The following is a 17,312-nucleotide window of genomic DNA, read 5'->3' as shown; positions in this document are numbered from 1 at the left end:
GTCAATCTATGGCCGACACTGCACACAAGGTACCAACGACGATGGCTGCCATGCTCTTAACCGGGCATGGGGATATCGATAAATTGGAATACCATCAGGATGTCGCTACGCCGCAGCCCAGGCAAGGCGAGGTGTTGGTGCAGGTAACCGCGACGGCCAAGAACAACACCGATCGAAAAGCCCGGGAAGGTCTTTATCCCACCAAAGATAAGGGCGACGTCACTTCCTTTGCCATGGGCGGCACGCCGACGCTTACCTTTCCGCGTATTCAAGGCGCTGATGTGGCAGGCCGCGTGGTAGCCGTCGGTGAAGGTGTTGGCGCTGAGCGTATTGGTGAGCGCGGGCTGCTCGATTTTAATATCTACGCTGACGAGCGTCGCGATATCAATCTAACGCCGGATTATTACGGCCACGGTGCTGACGGTGGGTTTGCTGAATATATCGCCGTGCCAGCCGATCAGTTTTACGCTGTGCCGAATCCTGAGCTGCGCGATGCTGAGCTGGCGTCAATGGGTATGTGCTCGTATCAAACTGCTTACCACATGATGACAGCTGCCAGTATATGTGCCGGTGAGCGGGTACTGGTAAGCGGTGCCAGCGGTGGCGTGGGTACGGCGCTCATTCAGCTGTGCCGAATCGTTGGGGCCATCCCTTACGCCGTCAGCCAGCTAGATAAAGCCGATGCGCTAAGCGCCTTCGGCGCAGAGGCGGTGATTGATCGTGGCGACTTGCCGACGTTTGTTGAGCGAGTGCTGGCTACCACTAACGGCAAACCGATTGATGCAGTGATGGATCTGGTCGGGGGTGAGATGACGAACCTGTTTATCGATACCATGATTGTCGATATGCAGGGCCGTCAGAGCTATCCGCGTCTTTCAATAGCCGGTGCCAGCGGTGGCAATCTCAGCGAAATGATGTGGACCCGTATTTATCTCTACCAGGTGCAGATTTTTGGCGTCTCTCACGGTACTCGTGAAGAGGCTGAGCAGCTTGTCGAATGGATTCGTAGCGGCCTACTCAAACCGGTGCTTCATGCAGCGTTTAAACTTTCTGACCTGCATGCTGCCGAGCGTTATTTTGTTAATCGAGGTGGCAATTATCTGGGCAAAATTGTGCTGGTTCCCGATTCACAGTGGGCTTCCCACGGTGCGTCGTTCGCTCTTGAAAACACCTCTTCCGATGCTCAGGAGCAACGCTAGTGCATAATTTTCATACCATTCAGTTAATGGATACTCACGCCGGTGGTGATGTTAGCCGTATTGTTACGGGTGGTATTGATAGTTTGCCCGGTGCCACCGTTCGCGAGCAGATGGAGTACCTGCGCGATGACGCCGACGGATTGCGCCGCCTGCTACTAGAAGAGCCTTACGGCGTGCCGGAAATGTCGGTCGATTTATTGGTGCCAGCCTGCCATCCGGAGGCCGTCGCGGGTTACATCATTATGGAAGTGATGGGTTACCCCATTTACTCTGGTTCCAATACGCTGTGCACGGCCACCGCCGTACTAGAGAGCGGCATTGTGCCTAAGCAAGAAGGTATTCAGCGCTTCAAACTAGAAGCGCCCGCGGGCCTGGTGCAAATTGAAGCGAAGGTGCATAACGGCGTTGTCGAATCGGTCACCTGCAGCGGGTTGCCCAGTTATATCGACACCTATCGCGATACGATTAACGTGCCGAGTATTGGTAATGTGACCTACTCAATCGCTTATAGCGGCGGCTTTTATGCATTGGTAGATGCGACTGAGCTTGGCTTTAAGCTAGTGCGTGATGAGGAGCGAGCGTTGGCTGAGTGCGCTTATAAAATTGTTGAGGCAATTAAAGCGCAGCGCGGCTTCTCCCATTACACGCTTGGAGATGTGGGGCCATTGCCATTTTTGCACTTTATGGGCCCTGAGGAGAAGGTCGGGGAGGGGTATATACGCTCACGTTCCACCACGTATGTTCACCCTGGTGTTATCTGCCGCAGCACCACAGGCACCGGTACGTCGGCACGCTTAGCGCTAATGAACTATGAAGGGCGGCTGAACGTGGGGGATAAGCTAGAGACCGTTTCGCTGCGTGAGACGGGCTTTATCGGCACCTTCACGGGCACGCATCAAGAGGGCGATTATCACGTCGTCGAAAACACCATCACCGGTCGCAGCTACGTGTTGGCTCACTCTGATATCGTTATCAACTGTGATGACCCCATGGTGGCCTGTGGCGAGCTACATCATATATTGCGTGACCGCCATCAGCGTACAGAGTCTGGGACGTAGCCTTCTGCTTCCAGCCGTTCCCATACCGGGGCTTGTTCAGCCTCGGTCATAGCTCCCCAGCAGGCTATTTCATCTAGTGTACGGCCGCAGCCTTCGCATACCGATGTTGACGATTCTATTTGGCAGATTTGTACGCAAGGCGAAATAGGCCGCACCTTAGCGGGTGTATGGGCTTTAGTCATGATTGAAAGCTCTTTGGCATTAAGAATCGAGCGATGGCTTATGAAGCAGATACCTTGCCGCGCAGCGATTTGACTTTACCTTTGCGGGTTTTGTGGTCAACCCGGCGGCGTTGTGAGCCTTTAGTGGGCTTAGTGGCACGGCGAATTTTTTGCGGTTTGGTGGCACTCCGTATCAGCTCTCTTAAACGTGCCAGTGCATCTTCTTTATTTAGCTCAAGCTTGCGATGGCTCTGAGCTTTAATAATCACCACGCCTTCTTTGCTAATGCGCTGATCGGACAACGCCATTAGCCTTTCTTTGTAGAGTGGTGGCAGCGTGGAGCTCAGAATGTCGAAGCGCAAGTGTACGGCTGAAGCGACCTTGTTGACGTTCTGGCCGCCAGCGCCTTGGGCACGAATCTGGCTAATACCAATCTCCCAATCAGCCAGGGTAACGTCGCTAGAAATGGTGAGCATTCATGTCCTCTGTATTACTCATGAACCTATAAGGCTAGCACAATTGGCACAGAGGCGGGGCTTATTGGCTGAATGATACTAACCAACCCTAGCCAGCTAAATTATTGACTGACTGCCCATTGATATAAGCCAGTAGGTTGCTAAACGCATCGCCAAAGTAGAGCTCATAGCTGTCTTTTTCGACGTAGCCTAGGTGCGGTGTGGCGACTACGTTGGGCAATTCGAGCAGAGAGCTTGTGACGACAGGCTCCGTATCGAAGACGTCAACCGCGGCTTGGCCTGGGCGTCCGGCGCGCAGCGCCTGTTCAAGCGCCTGTGGTGCCAGTAGCTGAGAACGGCTGGTGTTCACCAGTAGGGACGTTGGCTTCATTTGGGCGAGTAATTCAGCGGTGACGATACCCCGAGTGTCATCGTTTAAACGAAGGTGAAGACTTAATACATCGGCGCGCTGGAAGAAATCCGCCTGGCTTTTGGCCACGTCAAGGCCAGCCTCAATAGCACGCTGGCGGGTGCTTTCTCGCCCCCATACCAGCACTTTCATGTCAAACGCCTGGCCATAGCGTGCGACTAAACTGCCAATTTTCCCATAGCCAAAAATACCTAGCGTGCGTCCCTTGAGGCCCGTGCCTAGCGTACGCTGCCAGCGGCCTGCTTTTAGGTTTTCAACCTCTGCGGGAATATTGCGCATCGCGGCTAGCACAAGTCCCCAGGTTAATTCCGCCGCGGCGTTAGGCGAGCCGGTGCCCGCCATCACGGTCACACCGTGGCGACGGCAGGCCGCCATATCAACATGCGCCGCGCCACCGCCCGTTTGGCTAATCACTTTGAGGTTCGGCAGGCGCTCAAGTAGGGCCGCCGTGATGGGCGTGCGTTCGCGAATAAGCACGAGTGCCTCTGCGGCCTTCAATCGCGTGCTTAGCGCATCCAGGTCGGTAAGGGTGTCATGATAAATCGTCACATCATGGCCTTCTAACTGCTTGAAGGCGTCTAAGCTGCGTACACAGTCCTGATAATCGTCTGGAATGACAATGTTCATTGCGAGAGCTCCTTGCTTGGCAGAGGGGCGCGGGCGTCATCAGTACTATTTAATCGGTATTGCCACCCAAAAAGCCCGATAATCAGTGCAATGCCTGCTATATCGGTCATCACTTGACCATTAATCAGCATCAGTGCAGCGGTGAGTAATAATCCACGCTCGAGCCAACTGCATGGGCGTAAAAAGAAGCCAATCGTTGATGCCGCAAGCGCCACTATACCGATAATGCCAGAACCCACGGCAAGGGCAATCTCAAGCACGGTTCCATTGCCTAAAAGAGGTGGATGGTAGATAAACATAAAGGGAATTAAGAAGCCGCCGAGCGATATTTTGGTCGCCGTCAGGGCCGTTTTAAACCAGTGTGAACCCGCGATAGCGCCGCCAATATAGGCCGCTAGCGCAACGGGCGGTGTCACGCCGGAAAGGATTGCAAAGTAGAGAATGAATAGATGCGATGAAAGGCTGGGCAAGCCAGCCTCAATAAACGCAGCCGCTACAACAGACGCAGCCAGCATGTAGGCTGCCACGGTAGGGAGCCCCATGCCGAGAATGATCGCCACTACCATTGCCAACAGTAGTGTGATTAATACATCGCCGCCGCTGACGACGAGAATCACAGATGAGACTTTAAGCCCTAGGCCGGTAAGGCTGATGACGGATGCAATAATCGCAACGCTACCGATGATAACGGCGATCATTGCAGCGGTCATCGCACCCGCTTCTAAGGCAGCGGGAATCGACTTCAAGCGATCCGTAAAGCTGCCGGGGCTGCGCCAGGAGAATAGGTAAATTAGTAGTGCTGTGAAATAAGCGGCGACGGCGGCAGTCGTGGGGGTATAGCGCAGCACCAGCATGGTGATGAGTACAATGATCGGCAGCAGCAGTGTTTCAATGTTGAACAGTCCCTCGCGTAATGTAGGGCGCTGGTCTTTGGGTATAGGGTTTAGCCCAAGGCGCTTAGCTTCGAAGTGAACGCTCATCCAGATGGCTAGATAGAAAAGTAGGGCGGGGATAAGGGCAGCACCGATGATTTCTAGGTAGCTCACCGAAATAACATCAGCCATGACGAAGGCCGCGGCACCCATGATAGGGGGTAATATTTGTCCGCCGGTGGATGCAGAGGCCTCTGTGGCTGCTGCGAAGCGTGGGCTATAACCGCTTTTTTTCATCAGGGGGATGGTGAATACGCCGGTAGTCGCTACGTTGGCAGCGGTGCTGCCGCTGATACTACCAAATAGGGCACTGCATAGAGTGGCCGCTTTAGCGGGGCCTCCGGCCATGCCGCCAGTCAGCGAATTAGATAAACGCATAAATGTATCGCCACCGCCAGTGGTTACCAGCAGCGCGCCAAACATAATAAATACCACGATCACCGTTGAGGAAGTGCGCATCAAACTGCCGTAAATCCCGGTTGGGCTCATGTAAAAAGTCGCCACTAAGTCGGCCCAACCAAATCCTCCATGTCCCCATACACCGGGTAGGTAGTTGCCAAAATAGGCATAGGAAAGCGCAATAAGTACCAGGATTGGAAACGCAAGGCCGATGGCTCGACGGCAGGCCTCAAGCAAAAGTAAAATGGCCAGAACCCCGAACACCAAATCATAGGTGGTCGGCATGAGGTAACCCAGCTCATAGATAATCCGATCAAACTGCATGATGTAGTAACCGCTAACCGCGATTGCCAGTATCACAGGGATGACATCAAACCAAGGCAGGCGGTGATTGTCTTTCGCACGGCAGGAGTAGCCCAAAAAGATTAGCGGCAGAGCGAACAAGAGGTGTATAGCATTTTGGGTATTAACGGCCCCCGTTATGGCGGCATAAAGGTGAAAAACTGCCATCGCCACTGCCATTGATCGCATCACCAAAAACCAGACACCCGTAAGCTGGCGCTTGCCCGAGTCTTCTGAGTACTTCTCAACGATCTTATTGCTTCCAGGGGTATCCATCGGATGACTCCCACGCTCACGTGTCTTTTAGCAACCACTGCAGGCGTGTATAAATATGATGATGTTTAAACATCCGCAGGCTATTAATCGCCTGCGGGTGCCAGCAGAAATTAGCGTGCTTCGGGAGGAATAACGTCTTCTGGGATTTCAAGGCCCAGCTCTTGGTAGTAGCGCAGCGCACCCGCATGAACCGGGAAGGTGGCATTATCAATGACGTCTTGCGGGGTCATTCCCTTGGCAGGAGCAAAAGAAGCCGCTACCTGTTCGTGGTTGTCCCAATAAGCTTTGGTGATGTTATAAACAATATCATTATCAAGAGAGCTATTGGCAGATACGCCCATATAGATTCCCAAGGATGTTGCCTCATCCATGCCGCGGTAGGTGTCTGCAGGGATAATTGATGGCGATAAGAAAGGAAGCTCGGTTGTGACAGTTTCAAGCTGCTCTTCTGACAGCGAAAGCAGCTGCAAGGGGCGCGAGGAGTGAACTTCTGTAAAAGCCGGTATGGGGGGAATGCCGTTATAACTAAAACCGACCAAGCGACCATCAATGACCCCTTCGGCTGCATCATCAATACGCATGCGCTGAAAGTCAGGCTCTACGCCTAAAATATCAAACACTAGCTCAGTGATGTACTCGCCGCCGCCGCCAATACTGCTGGGATTGAAGCGCTTGCCCGCGAGCTCTTCGAAACTCTTGATGTCGGCGTCTTGACGAACGGCCCAGTGCATTGTGGAGGGAGCAATCCAGTATACGAGGCGTACGTTTTCGTTGGGTGTGCTTTCGAACCGACCAATACCGTTGTACTGCTCGTAGCCTACCAAGGCTTCGGTGAAGGCAAGATCAAGCTCATTGCGGCCTAAGCGAATAGCATTTTCTCGCGTGCCGCCGGTTTCGCGCACGGTAATTTCATAAGGCGTGTTAGCACTGATAACCCGTGCGCCCTCTGAAATACCAAAGAACCAGCCAGTGCCAGTAGGAACCGCGCCCATATTTAAGGCATCTTGTGCTTGAGCAAGAGGGCTAGAAAGCGTGCCTAAGGCCAATATAGATGCAGGAAGGAGTAAGCGTGCTTTCAGCGTGAAAGGAATCATTGTTATTACCTCAAGCATTGAGATGCTTTTATTGTCTTGGAGTGTTCGATTCGGTGATGGCGCGTTAGCGTTCTGAGCTTCAGTCGCTTAGCTTAAGCGCTAAGTGCCACTTTTTAATTGTGCTTGCGAGACAGCCGGCCTTTATTATACATAACCATCCCAAGACTATAATTACCTTTTATCAGTGCGCTTGGATATTGGTGATTGATGAGCCTGCTTTCGTAAAGCGAGAAGGCTGGCGCTGTATGAGTACTAAATGCCTGGCAGCATCGCATTGTTCTGTCTCTTTTATGCTTGATTTGATGGTTGTGAAAATTTAGCAGATTCAACAAGATGGTCGATAAATAGCCTGGCGGCCATGGATGTTCGTTCTATATTGTTGACATAGATACACAGTGGGCGTTTTGCCCAGTCATCTCGAATAGGCAGTACACGCACCTGTAGCCCGCCAACATATTGGCGAATAGCACCTCGGGGAACTACGCCAATACCTAACCCTGCCTGAACCATCAAACATAGCGCGTCGTAACTGGTAACCTGAATACGTAACCGTAATGGCCTATTAGCTAAACTGGCCGCTTTCAACAGCTGCAAATTGATGGCGCTTGATGAGTGCAGACCTACATAGGCATGCTCAAGGCTATCGCGAAAATCGATGACGTCGCGATCGGCAAGTGGGTGATTTAACGGCGTGACAAGCACTAGCTCATCCGTGTGGTAAGGCAACTCTGCTAAGTCATAGCCATGAGGCAGCTTTGCGCATATGCCAATATCGGCGCCATTTGCCATAATTTCACGGGTAATAACCGGGCTGACTTTCTCTTCGAGCTGCACACCGATATCGGGATGCTTTTCAAAAAATGCCTGCGTCTCGCCAGGTAAGTACTGAGTGATGGCGGACATATTGGCAAAAATGCGAATAATACCCCGTTCACCGCTAGTGTAATCGCGCATCTGAAGCTCTAAGTCTTCAAGGTTATGCAGCACGCCTCGCGATAAATGCAGTAGTGCATTTCCCGCGGGCGTTAACTCTACGCCACGGTTGTTGCGGTGTAGTAGCGGCGTGCTGAAATGTGTCTCTAGTTCGCTTAGGCGTTTGCTTACCGCAGATGTCGCAATGAACTCTGCATCAGCAGCACCCGTAATAGTGCCCGTCTCTGCTACCCGGACAAACAGTCGCAAGGACATTGGGTCGAGTTTCATTTTGAGCTCCTACTTTTTGATATGGCTGCCAATGACCGTGAGCGATGCCGGGATTACTGTATGCAACGAGGCTCGATTTTTGACCAGCGTAGGCCTATATTGGCTTCCGGCTTATTAAATTACACACAAGATGATGAGAACTGCTGGGCAGCAGCTATTTTAGCGACTGAAGAGTGAGCCACAAATGAGCGACTACTTGCTAGATGAATCCCCATTAAGTCCAGGTGTTATATACCGCTTGCTGTCTGGCACTGTGTGCCCACGCCCTATTGCCTGGGTCGCGACTCAAGATAAACACGGCAATGCCAATTTGGCACCGTTTTCCTTTTTTAACGTAGCCAGCGTCAATCCACCTGTGCTGGCATTTTCACCTTTGTTAGACGGTAGTGGCGAACTTAAAGACACGGTTCGCAATTTAAACGACGTCGCGGAATGTGTCGTGCACGTGGGCAGTGAGGCGCTAGTCGAAGCACTCAACGTCACCAGTGCAAGCGTGCCACCAGACGAGGATGAGTTTGCGCTGGCCGGATTAGAAAAAGCTAGTATGCCCGGTGTGAGGGTGCCCCGGATTGCCAACGCGCCGGTTGCTTTTGGCTGCAAGCTGTTCGATATGATTCGATTTGGCGACCAGCCCTTAGCAGGCACCTTAGTGCTTGCCCAGGTGGTCTCGATTCATATTGATGATGCACTGTGGGACGGCCGTCATGTTGATATGGAGCAACTCAAGCCCGTGGGCCGATTAGCCGGCAGCGATTATCTTCGTATCAGCGATCGCTTTGCTATTGAGCGTCCTGCTTAGAAAAGACTTTCTATTGCTATTGGTTAAGTAATGGTAGCTGAAGAAGTTGCCCTGTAGTAGTGGACTACTACCCCTTGCCGGTAAGCGCTTGCTAGTCTCGTTTCACACCCTAGGCGTGTGCTCAATCGCTCGACCAATAACGATAAGGAGTAATAAGATGAGCAGTAAGCGCATTTTAATGATTACCGGCGATTTCACTGAAGATTATGAAACGATGGTGCCTTTTCAGGCGCTCATGGCCATTGGACATCGTGTGGATGCGATCTGCCCTGGAAAAGCCTCGGGCGACACGGTGGCTACCGCGATACATGATTTCGAAGGTGATCAAACCTATTCTGAAAAGCCTGGCCATCGCTTTGCTCTAAATGCCGATTTTGCGAGCACTAACCCCGCCGACTACGATGCGCTTGTGATACCCGGCGGCCGCGCGCCGGAATATCTGCGTTTGAATAAAGACGTGCTGGCGATGGTCCAGCACTTCTTTGAAACCAACAAACCTGTCGCCGCCGTTTGTCATGGTGCACAATTGTTAGCCGCGGCTAACGTGCTAAAAGGGCGTCAGTGCTCTGCTTATCCGGCCTGTCAGCCAGAGGTAGAGCTAGCCGGCGGCCACTTTGTCAATCTAGAGGTAACCGAGGCAGTGACCGATGGTAACTTGGTCACGGCGCCCGCCTGGCCAGCTCATCCGGCCTGGCTCGCCCAGTTTATGGTGTTGCTTAATAAGTAAGCCTGAATGGCAAGATAGCGACGTTCGCCCAGCACCGTGCTGGGCGAACTATGCGCTTGACCGCTATGCTATTAGCAAGTAACCCGCACTCATTAAGCCGCTAAGAGATAACGCCCATGTGTAAGCTCTTTATTAACGCTGACCCCGAGCTGTGGCGTAGCGCTACGCGCTCGCTACGCATTGACGGGATGGTGACCAGCGTACGCATGGAGAATTACTTCTGGCAACTTCTTGAAGAAATTGCCCTGCGTGATGACATGAATACGGCCCAGATGATTACTCGGCTTTATCACGAGTCCATCGATGCTGGGCACGATTTGGGCAACTTCACCTCGTTTTTACGCGTTTGTGCGCTGCGCTATCAGGCGCTTCAGTTGACCGGCGATATTCCTACGCGGCACCAGGTGCCCATCGCCACCTTAGACGCTGAGAAAATCCTAGCGCGTGAAGGTGGCCACCGGCTCGACTCAATACATTAAAGCGTTAGTTGAGACGCGCTTTTAATTCATCCAAAAAGGCTTGGATGCGCGCAGCGTTGGTACCCACATCGCTGGCACCTATTCTTGATGCCGAGCGCATATCTACCTGCACAGCGTTCTCGCGTTCCGTTAAGCGAATGACAACGTCATCCTCAAAACCAAACCAAGGTGTCGTTGCCGTGGCCTCTATGTGATCGTCGCTAATCCTGGCGATTCGCCAGCCAGCTTCTTCTGCCTCTGCTTGTGCCGCAGCCAGCACTGCCTGAGGCGTTGCTTTCAAAAGAAGAGGCTTGATCGCCGGGTAAGCTGCTTGCTGTTGCCGAGCGGTTGCTTCGCCGGGATAAGCGAGTGCATTAGGCGCTGCTTGGCGAGCGCTTGCTAGTGCTTCAAAAGCAGGCGGATTTTGCATATCGGTGGTGATATCGTGAATGGCGGGTAGAGACTGGGCACGCTGCCAGTGCTGCCAAGGCACATAAAGTAGCGCTGCCGCACTAAAAATAACGAGTGTTGCTATCACGGCTGGCGTGGAGCGGCGTTTGATCGCGCTAACGAGAAGTGCCACAAGGCTTAATGCAACCGCCGCCCCAGCGGCATAAACGCCGTTGCGTAGTAAGATAAATGCCTCACTCAACGAGATATGTTCACCGCGGTATGCTGGGCCTGATCCGGCCATCATCATGGCTGCTACGACGAGCAGTACAATGCTTAACCCTGCTAGCACACCTGGCCAGCGGCTAAGGTTGGGGTGAGAGGTTTTTTGGCGTGTTGTCACGTTTTCTCCTTATCACATCGTCTTCAGCTATTGTTAACGCAACTGCGCCATCAATGAGATTTTTATGACCGCTATAAAAACAGCGTTACGCGAATTGCTCGTGAGCGCACCGCGTGAGGCACTGCCTATGACCTATCAGCAGGTCGCTTCAGCACTATCGCTAACACCGCCTCGCACCATTGGCCAGGTTACTCAGTCACTTGAGCAGCTAATGCGTGAAGACGCTACGCAAGATAAGCCGTTCATGGCCGCATTAGTGGTTAGCCGGCGAGGCGAGGGGTTGCCTGCAGCAGGCTTTTTTGAGCTAGCTGTTGCACTCGGGCGCTTTCCTGCTGATCGTGCGCTGCATGAGGTGGCGTATCACGCTGAGTTTCAGCGAGCGGCCAGCGAACGCAGCCAGCATCAATCTTGACGCTGCCTGGGTCTCTGGCGCAGTGGCTCTAACAGCTCACTAAGGCCATTATGGTCAATTTCCTGCATCAACTGTAGCAGTTGGCCGATCTCACCTGAAGGAAATCCCTCCCGAGCAAACCAGTTTAGGTAAGGGCCAGGTAGGTCGGCAATGAGCCATCCCGCGTGCTTTCCAAAAGGCATGGTGCGTGTCACTAGCTTTTCCAGGTCTTCTGGTTTCATACGCTGAATTCCATCCGTTTTCATTTAAGTGATGCCATATGTTTCTGATGTGGCATATTTTTGTTAGACTTTCGTCGACAAATGATACCTATCTCGATAAAGGGCGACTATCTTTTCGGCACGTTCTTTATGTACCGCCAGGGGCATGACATGCAAAAACGTTTTAACCTTTTACTCTGCTCGCCGCTTTTAGCGCTAGCGGCTATGCCCATTTCAGCCGATGAGCCTGTTGACGTCGTGTTGATTGGTGGCGGTATTATGAGCGCCACGCTCGGCACCTATCTACAAGAGTTAGAGCCTGAGTGGGATATCCAGCTTTTTGAGCGCCTTGATCAAGTGGGTCAAGAAAGCTCAAATGCTTGGAACAACGCCGGCAGCGGCCACTCCGCCTTTATGGAACTGAATTATACGCCGGGCGATGGCGATCACGTCGAAATTGAGCGTGCGATCAACGTAACCGAGCAGTTCGAGCTTTCTCGTCAATTCTGGGCGCATCAGGTAGACCAGGATGTTTTGAGTGATCCGACCGCTTTCATCAACACCGTTCCGCATCATGCGCTTGTTTGGGGTGAAGATGATGTGGCGTTCCTACGCGAGCGTCATGCCAGCATGGTGCAAAATCCGCTTTATGCTGATATGGAATACTCTGAAGATCGTGACGAGATCGCTGGGTGGATGCCCCTCGTGATGGCAGGCCGTGATGACAACACTCCCGTTGCGGCAACGCGAATGCAGATGGGTACAGAAGTTAATTACGGCGCCCAAACAGAGCAGATGATTGAATCGCTGAGCGACAACGAGCATTTCACTTTGTCGTTGAACAGTGAAGTCCGTGGGCTTGAGCGCAATGACGACGATTCATGGCATGTAACAGTTAAAAACTTAGAAAGTGGCGATGAAACCAGCGTTGATGCTCGATTTGTCTTCATTGGTGCCGGTGGCGCCGCGCTGCCGCTTCTCCAAGCATCGGGTATCCCTGAAGCGAGTGCTTATGCAGGCTTCCCGGTAGGTGGTCAATTCCTTTACACCACGAATCCTGACGTTGTCGCTCAACATCAAATTAAAGTGTACGGAAAAGCCGGTGAGGGCTCGCCGCCCATGTCAGTGCCGCATTTAGACTACCGTAATCTTAACGGTGAACCGGCGTTGTTCTTTGGCCCGTTTGCGACGTTCTCAAGCAAGTTCCTCAAAGAGGGCTCCTGGACGGACCTGTTTGGCTCAATGACGTTCAACAATACTTGGCCAATGATGGAAGTCGGCCTGGATAACTTTAACTTGGTGCGCTACTTGGTTGGCCAGGTGCTGATGTCTGATGGCGACCGTATGGAAGCCTTGCAGGCCTTTTATCCAGAAGCCAACCCAGATGATTGGGAGCTGTGGACAGCGGGGCAGCGTGTCCAAATTATCAAGGATGATCCCGAAGACGGCGGCACCCTGCAGTTTGGTACAGAGGTTGTCATCTCTGCTGACGGCACCATGTCAGCCTTAATGGGAGCTTCGCCAGGCGCCTCGACGGCACCTTCTATTATGCTGAATTTGCTGGATACGGCCTTCCCAGCACAGATGGAAAGTAGCGAATGGCAAGATGCTCTGCGCCAGATTGTGCCTTCATACGGCCAGCATCTCGCAGAAAATCCTGACTTGTTGAGTGAGGTGCGTGCTTATACTGCGAGTACCCTAGAGCTGGACGAGCCAGCAAACTTGGCCGCTGCCAATGGCAGCGATGAAGCGTTGGAAGAAGAAGCAAACACCGACGCTGAGCCTCAACCCAACGGCGCCGGAGACGAGATTCAAGGTGACGTTGAAGAGGATGATGCTGAGATGAACGACGCACAGGACGCCGAGCAGCAAGACGTTACGACAGACGCGTAATGCGTGTGCTCTAACGCGTTTAACGTATAGATGCGCCAGCCCTTTTGGGCTGGCGTTTTTTTTAGGTTTTTTTAGCTTAGCCAATCACTGTTAAAGCGCTGTTTACGTCAGGCTTCAGCGCTAGAGAGAGGGCTGCTCGATGATGTGAGCGGTATCGTTAATTAAGTCGGCGAGCGCAGCCGCGGGCGGACTTAAATGCCCGCTAGCCCGGTGGATGAGCCCAATGTCGCGGTGAAACGTCCGCTCGGCTAAATCAATAGCCCGTACTTCTTTAGGCCAGCGTTTAAGTGCTCCCGACTGCGGGGCCAGCGCCACGCCCACCCCATTGGCCACTAATTGCACAATGGCATCTAACTCATCAACCTCGCATACCTCGCGGACATGGCAGTGGTTATCTCTTAAAAAGCGGTCCACCTGGCGGCCGCCAAAAGATGCGCGGTCATAGCGCACAAAAGGGTGAGTAGCCAGCATCTGTTGCCAAGGCTCAATCGGTAGTCGGCGCGGGACTATTAAACGAAAAGGCTCATGGGCAAGCGGCGTCCAGCGTAAATCGCTATGCAGCGAAAATGGCGGGCGAATGATCACCGCCATATCTAGCTCACCGGCATCGACCTGGTTCATTAACGCCATGGAAAGACCGGGGACTACCCGAGTGCAGCATTCAGGAAATCGGCGATGAAAGTTCGCCAAAATGTCGGGTAAAAACGTACGCTGAATAGAGGCAATAGCGCCAATGTTCACGCGAGTGTTCAGCTCTTGACCGGAGGGCGAAACCCCTAAGGTGCCATAAAGCGCAAGCAGCGTGTGGGCCTGCTGCAACGTTTCTTGGCCGCGTTGAGTCAGTATCGCCACGCGGCCTTTGCGTTCGAATAAAGCCACGCCAAGGGCGCTTTCCAAGCGTTTCATCTGAGCGCTGATCGCGGCTTGCGTCAGGCCTATTTTATTACCTGCCGCTGCGAAGGTGCCTTCCTGGGCAACGGCAATCAACGTTTTGAGCTCACGAATCATTCATAAATACTTTTTGTGGGTTGGTTAAAAAACAATTGATTTTATTTTTGCATATCACGTCTTAGGATAATGACACCGTGGCCTTGCAAGACGCTAGCCATTTTACCTAACGTAAAAATTTAGGAGATGCTCATGAGCCTTTCACCTTTTCACCTGGCAATTCCCGTGTACGACGTAGCGCTTGCAAGAGCCTTTTATAATGACGTGTTTGGCTTGGAAGAAGGGCGCTCCAGCGAGCAGTGGGTCGACTTTAATTTCTTTGGCCACCAGCTGGTCATTCATGAGCAGCCCAAAACGGCGGGCCAAGAGAGCGCGCATACCAATCCCGTTGATGGCCACAACGTGCCAGTGCCGCACTTTGGTGTGATCTTAACGTGGAGCGAGTGGGAAACGCTGGCTGAGCGTTTAAAAGCACGCGATACACAGTTTGTAATCGAGCCTTACGTGCGCTTTAAGGGTGAAGTAGGCGAACAGGCCACCATGTTCCTGCTCGACCCGTGCGGCAATGCGCTTGAGTTCAAAGCATTCAAAGATATGAGCCAGGTGTTCGCGAAGTAAGCTCCGAGCGGTATATCAACACTCTGTTCAGTTTTACGCCCGTAAGGCCTGCTCTTGGCGGCGATGCTGCAAGGGCGGTTCGCCAAAGTAGCGCTTATAATCACGGCTAAACTGAGAAACGCTGCGGTATCCAACGGCCGCAGCGGCTTGATTCACATTATGATTATCCTGCACGAGCAGTTGCTGCGCTTTGATCAAGCGAAGTCTTTTTAAGTACTGAGCGGGTGACGAGCGCGTCATCTGCTTGAAGTGTTGGTGAAACGTCGATGCGCTCATATTGGCCTGTTGGGCCAGCTGCTCCACGCTAAACTCACCGGCAACATTAGCATGCAGCTTCGAGAGCACCTGCACGATGCGTGAGTAATGGCCGTGCCCTAATACCAACGCCCTCAGTGCGGGTCCTTGCTCGCCCTTCAGTGCTTCAAACACTACATCGCGAATGCGGGCTTTGCCCATCGTGCTGCGCTCTACCTGTATTGGTAACGAGCGAGCTAAGCGAAGAACGGCATTTTGCATGCCCTCCGTCATGGCGACAGACGCCATTGGCAGCGGCGCCTGGGAATGATGACCAATATCGCCCATGGCAGTCACCATCTCGCTTAATAGTGCAGGATCAAGTCGAACGGATATGCCCAGCAAGGGAGATTCCGGTGAGCCGTAGGTTTCACATTCAAACGGCAGCGGCAGTGTTTGCACTAAGTAATGACCAGGATCGTAGTGGATTTCTCGATCGCCCAGATAGCCCGTTTTACGTCCCTGCGCAATGATGATTAAGCTTGGCTCATAAAGCAGTGGCGTGCGCACTTGATGGCGGCTGAGGCAGAGTAACGACACGCCAGGAAGAGGTGTTGCGGCCATGCCATCGCCCTCAACGAGGGGCTGGATAACATCAGCCAGCGCATTGCCTGCCTTGGCGGTAGAGGGCATGATTGCTTCTCTCTCTTTATGGTGGATTTTGTATAATAATAACGATTTTGGCGTTTTTTTTGTTATTTAATTACGCGCATGCGTAGGAATAGGCAAAAATGGCGTAGCTTTGTTTATCGCTATCCTCTCTGATTAGGCCAATAATAATGGCCGACTTTAAAGACCCTGTCTTGAAGACCCTGTCTTGAAGGCCCGTTCTTGAAGGACAAGTTTTGACGATGAGGAATCCACCGATGAGCCAAGCGCTACCCCAAGTACTTTCCTATGCGGCGTTTGCTGCCGACAAGCCGCTAGCACCTTTCACTTTTGAACGTCGCCAGCCACGCTCAGACGATGTGTCGATTGAGATTCTTTACTGCGGCGTCTGCCACAGCGACCTGCACTCTGCGCGTAACGATTGGGGCATGAGTCAGTACCCCGTTGTTCCCGGCCACGAAATTGTCGGCCGTGTAACGTCCGTTGGCGACAGCGTCGTGCGCTTCAAAGCCGGCGATCTAGTCGGCGTAGGCTGCATGGTAGATTCATGCCGTACCTGTTCTGCCTGTAAAGATGGCGTAGAGCAGTACTGCCTTGAAGGCTTTACCATGACGTACGGCGGTGAAGATCGCCAAGACGGCACCATGACTCAGGGCGGCTACTCCGACGCTATCGTGGTAAGTGAGCACTTTGTACTGCAAATGCCTGATGGCATTGATTTGGCGTCTGCGGCACCGATTCTATGCGCGGGCATCACTACCTATTCTCCGCTGAAGCACCATGGCGTAGGAAAAGGCCATAAAGTTGGCGTGATTGGCATGGGTGGCTTAGGTCATATGGGCGTTAAACTGGCGAAAGCGCTGGGTGCTGAAGTGACGGTGTTTACGCGCTCCGATGCCAAGGTTGAAGAAGCGAAGCGCAACGGTGCGGACCATGTTGTGGTTTCTAGCGATCAGGCGCAGATGGATGCCGTGGCTGAAAGCTTCGACTTTATGCTCGACACCATCCCGGTTCAGCACGATCTAAACCCTTACTTAACGTCGCTGAAGTATGACGGCACGCACATTATCGTTGGTTTACTTGAGCCGATTGAGCCTGCTATTGAAGCGTTCAACCTGGTCTTTAAACGTCGCGTTGTGGCGGGTTCTTTGATTGGCGGTATCGCTGAAACTGAAGAGCTGCTAGAACTTTGCGCCGAGCAAGGCATTACCTGTGATATCGAAATGCTCGATATCCATAAGATTAATGAAGGCTTCGAGCGCATGGAAAAAGGCGATGTACGCTATCGTTTTGTGATCGACATGGCGACGCTGAAAAACAGCCCGGCTTAAATCACTTTCCACCTGCTCGCTAAGGGCAGGCGTAAACGACATGCCCCGAGTCCT

At 52.7% G+C, this 17,312-nt stretch carries 19 protein-coding genes; 9 read left to right on the top strand and 10 right to left on the bottom strand.

Going from position 1 to position 17,312, the window contains the following annotated elements:
• Positions 1-8 precede the first annotated feature (8 nt).
• Together ACT3TR_RS10490 and ACT3TR_RS10485 are read left to right on the top strand one after the other, a co-directional pair.
• The gene (locus ACT3TR_RS10490; RefSeq protein ID WP_096278775.1) at positions 9-1,199 is read left to right on the top strand and encodes a zinc-binding dehydrogenase; all 1,191 of its coding nucleotides are present in this window, start codon (positions 9-11) and stop codon (positions 1,197-1,199) included.
• On the top strand, positions 1,199-2,257 hold the full coding sequence (locus tag ACT3TR_RS10485; protein ID WP_444625252.1) for a proline racemase family protein: 1,059 nt from the start codon (positions 1,199-1,201) through the stop codon (positions 2,255-2,257). The genes ACT3TR_RS10490 and ACT3TR_RS10485 overlap by 1 nt, the downstream gene beginning before the upstream one ends.
• Here ACT3TR_RS10485 and ACT3TR_RS10480 read toward each other — a convergent pair.
• The 6 genes from ACT3TR_RS10480 to ACT3TR_RS10455 all read right to left on the bottom strand — a co-directional run bounded on the left by ACT3TR_RS10480 (position 2,233) and on the right by ACT3TR_RS10455 (position 8,176).
• Entirely contained in the window at positions 2,233-2,439 is a 207-nt protein-coding gene (locus ACT3TR_RS10480) for a DUF1289 domain-containing protein (RefSeq protein WP_444625253.1), read from the bottom strand. The two genes, ACT3TR_RS10485 and ACT3TR_RS10480, sit on opposite strands and share 25 nt — an antisense overlap.
• A 38-nt stretch (positions 2,440-2,477) precedes the next feature.
• Positions 2,478-2,894 (bottom strand): alternative ribosome rescue aminoacyl-tRNA hydrolase ArfB, encoded by a 417-nt coding sequence (gene arfB, locus ACT3TR_RS10475; RefSeq protein ID WP_096278779.1) that lies wholly within the window; start codon positions 2,892-2,894, stop codon positions 2,478-2,480.
• Between the two features lie 88 nt (positions 2,895-2,982).
• On the bottom strand, positions 2,983-3,930 hold the full coding sequence (locus ACT3TR_RS10470; RefSeq protein WP_444625254.1) for a D-2-hydroxyacid dehydrogenase family protein: 948 nt from the start codon (positions 3,928-3,930) through the stop codon (positions 2,983-2,985).
• Positions 3,927-5,879 (bottom strand): TRAP transporter permease, encoded by a 1,953-nt coding sequence (locus tag ACT3TR_RS10465; RefSeq protein WP_444625255.1) that lies wholly within the window; start codon positions 5,877-5,879, stop codon positions 3,927-3,929. The genes ACT3TR_RS10470 and ACT3TR_RS10465 overlap by 4 nt, the downstream gene beginning before the upstream one ends.
• A gap of 110 nt (positions 5,880-5,989) precedes the next feature.
• Complete coding sequence (locus ACT3TR_RS10460; protein ID WP_444625256.1) at positions 5,990-6,973, bottom strand: TAXI family TRAP transporter solute-binding subunit; 984 nt, start codon at positions 6,971-6,973, stop codon at positions 5,990-5,992.
• A gap of 288 nt (positions 6,974-7,261) precedes the next feature.
• Positions 7,262-8,176, bottom strand: coding sequence for a LysR family transcriptional regulator (locus tag ACT3TR_RS10455; RefSeq protein WP_096278787.1), 915 nt, complete (start codon positions 8,174-8,176; stop codon positions 7,262-7,264).
• Positions 8,177-8,360: 184 nt separating this feature from the next.
• On the opposite strand from ACT3TR_RS10455, the gene ACT3TR_RS10450 reads away from it, so the two are divergent.
• The 3 genes from ACT3TR_RS10450 (at position 8,361) to ACT3TR_RS10440 (ending at position 10,181) form a co-directional block, all read left to right on the top strand.
• Positions 8,361-8,975, top strand: a complete 615-nt coding sequence (locus ACT3TR_RS10450) for a flavin reductase family protein (RefSeq protein WP_444625257.1) — start codon at positions 8,361-8,363, stop codon at positions 8,973-8,975.
• Positions 8,976-9,132: 157 nt separating this feature from the next.
• The gene (locus ACT3TR_RS10445; protein ID WP_444625258.1) at positions 9,133-9,702 is read left to right on the top strand and encodes a DJ-1/PfpI family protein; all 570 of its coding nucleotides are present in this window, start codon (positions 9,133-9,135) and stop codon (positions 9,700-9,702) included.
• 116 nt (positions 9,703-9,818) lie between these two features.
• Positions 9,819-10,181, top strand: coding sequence for a ribbon-helix-helix domain-containing protein (locus tag ACT3TR_RS10440; RefSeq protein WP_441684683.1), 363 nt, complete (start codon positions 9,819-9,821; stop codon positions 10,179-10,181).
• A gap of 4 nt (positions 10,182-10,185) precedes the next feature.
• Here the strand turns inward: ACT3TR_RS10440 and ACT3TR_RS10435 are convergent, their stop codons facing one another.
• Positions 10,186-10,953, bottom strand: a complete 768-nt coding sequence (locus ACT3TR_RS10435; RefSeq protein ID WP_441684685.1) for a DUF1499 domain-containing protein — start codon at positions 10,951-10,953, stop codon at positions 10,186-10,188.
• A gap of 64 nt (positions 10,954-11,017) precedes the next feature.
• Between ACT3TR_RS10435 and ACT3TR_RS10430 the strand changes: the two genes are divergently transcribed.
• Positions 11,018-11,365 (top strand): hypothetical protein, encoded by a 348-nt coding sequence (locus ACT3TR_RS10430; protein ID WP_096278791.1) that lies wholly within the window; start codon positions 11,018-11,020, stop codon positions 11,363-11,365.
• Here ACT3TR_RS10430 and ACT3TR_RS10425 read toward each other — a convergent pair.
• Positions 11,356-11,586 (bottom strand): DUF3820 family protein, encoded by a 231-nt coding sequence (locus ACT3TR_RS10425; RefSeq protein WP_096282316.1) that lies wholly within the window; start codon positions 11,584-11,586, stop codon positions 11,356-11,358. The two genes, ACT3TR_RS10430 and ACT3TR_RS10425, sit on opposite strands and share 10 nt — an antisense overlap.
• 150 nt (positions 11,587-11,736) lie before the next feature.
• Between ACT3TR_RS10425 and mqo the strand changes: the two genes are divergently transcribed.
• The gene (mqo, locus tag ACT3TR_RS10420) at positions 11,737-13,458 is read left to right on the top strand and encodes a malate dehydrogenase (quinone) (RefSeq protein ID WP_096278793.1); all 1,722 of its coding nucleotides are present in this window, start codon (positions 11,737-11,739) and stop codon (positions 13,456-13,458) included.
• Positions 13,459-13,578: 120 nt separating this feature from the next.
• Here mqo and ACT3TR_RS10415 read toward each other — a convergent pair whose 3' ends face one another.
• On the bottom strand, positions 13,579-14,466 hold the full coding sequence (locus tag ACT3TR_RS10415; RefSeq protein ID WP_096278795.1) for a LysR family transcriptional regulator: 888 nt from the start codon (positions 14,464-14,466) through the stop codon (positions 13,579-13,581).
• A gap of 132 nt (positions 14,467-14,598) precedes the next feature.
• On the opposite strand from ACT3TR_RS10415, the gene ACT3TR_RS10410 reads away from it, so the two are divergent.
• Positions 14,599-15,024 (top strand): VOC family protein, encoded by a 426-nt coding sequence (locus ACT3TR_RS10410; RefSeq protein ID WP_096278797.1) that lies wholly within the window; start codon positions 14,599-14,601, stop codon positions 15,022-15,024.
• Positions 15,025-15,057: 33 nt separating this feature from the next.
• Here ACT3TR_RS10410 and ACT3TR_RS10405 read toward each other — a convergent pair whose 3' ends face one another.
• Entirely contained in the window at positions 15,058-15,951 is an 894-nt protein-coding gene (locus ACT3TR_RS10405) for an AraC family transcriptional regulator N-terminal domain-containing protein (protein WP_441684691.1), read from the bottom strand.
• Positions 15,952-16,184: 233 nt separating this feature from the next.
• Between ACT3TR_RS10405 and ACT3TR_RS10400 the strand changes: the two genes are divergently transcribed.
• The gene (locus tag ACT3TR_RS10400) at positions 16,185-17,258 is read left to right on the top strand and encodes an NAD(P)-dependent alcohol dehydrogenase (protein ID WP_444625259.1); all 1,074 of its coding nucleotides are present in this window, start codon (positions 16,185-16,187) and stop codon (positions 17,256-17,258) included.
• The last annotated feature ends 54 nt before the right edge of the window (positions 17,259-17,312 follow it).

The sequence above is a fragment of the Halomonas sp. AOP12-B1-6 genome (assembly GCF_052379225.1).
Classification (GTDB): Bacteria; Pseudomonadota; Gammaproteobacteria; order Pseudomonadales; family Halomonadaceae; genus Vreelandella; species Vreelandella casei.
Note: the sequence above shows the minus strand (reverse complement) of the source record. Positions and strands in the feature narration are given on the sequence as shown.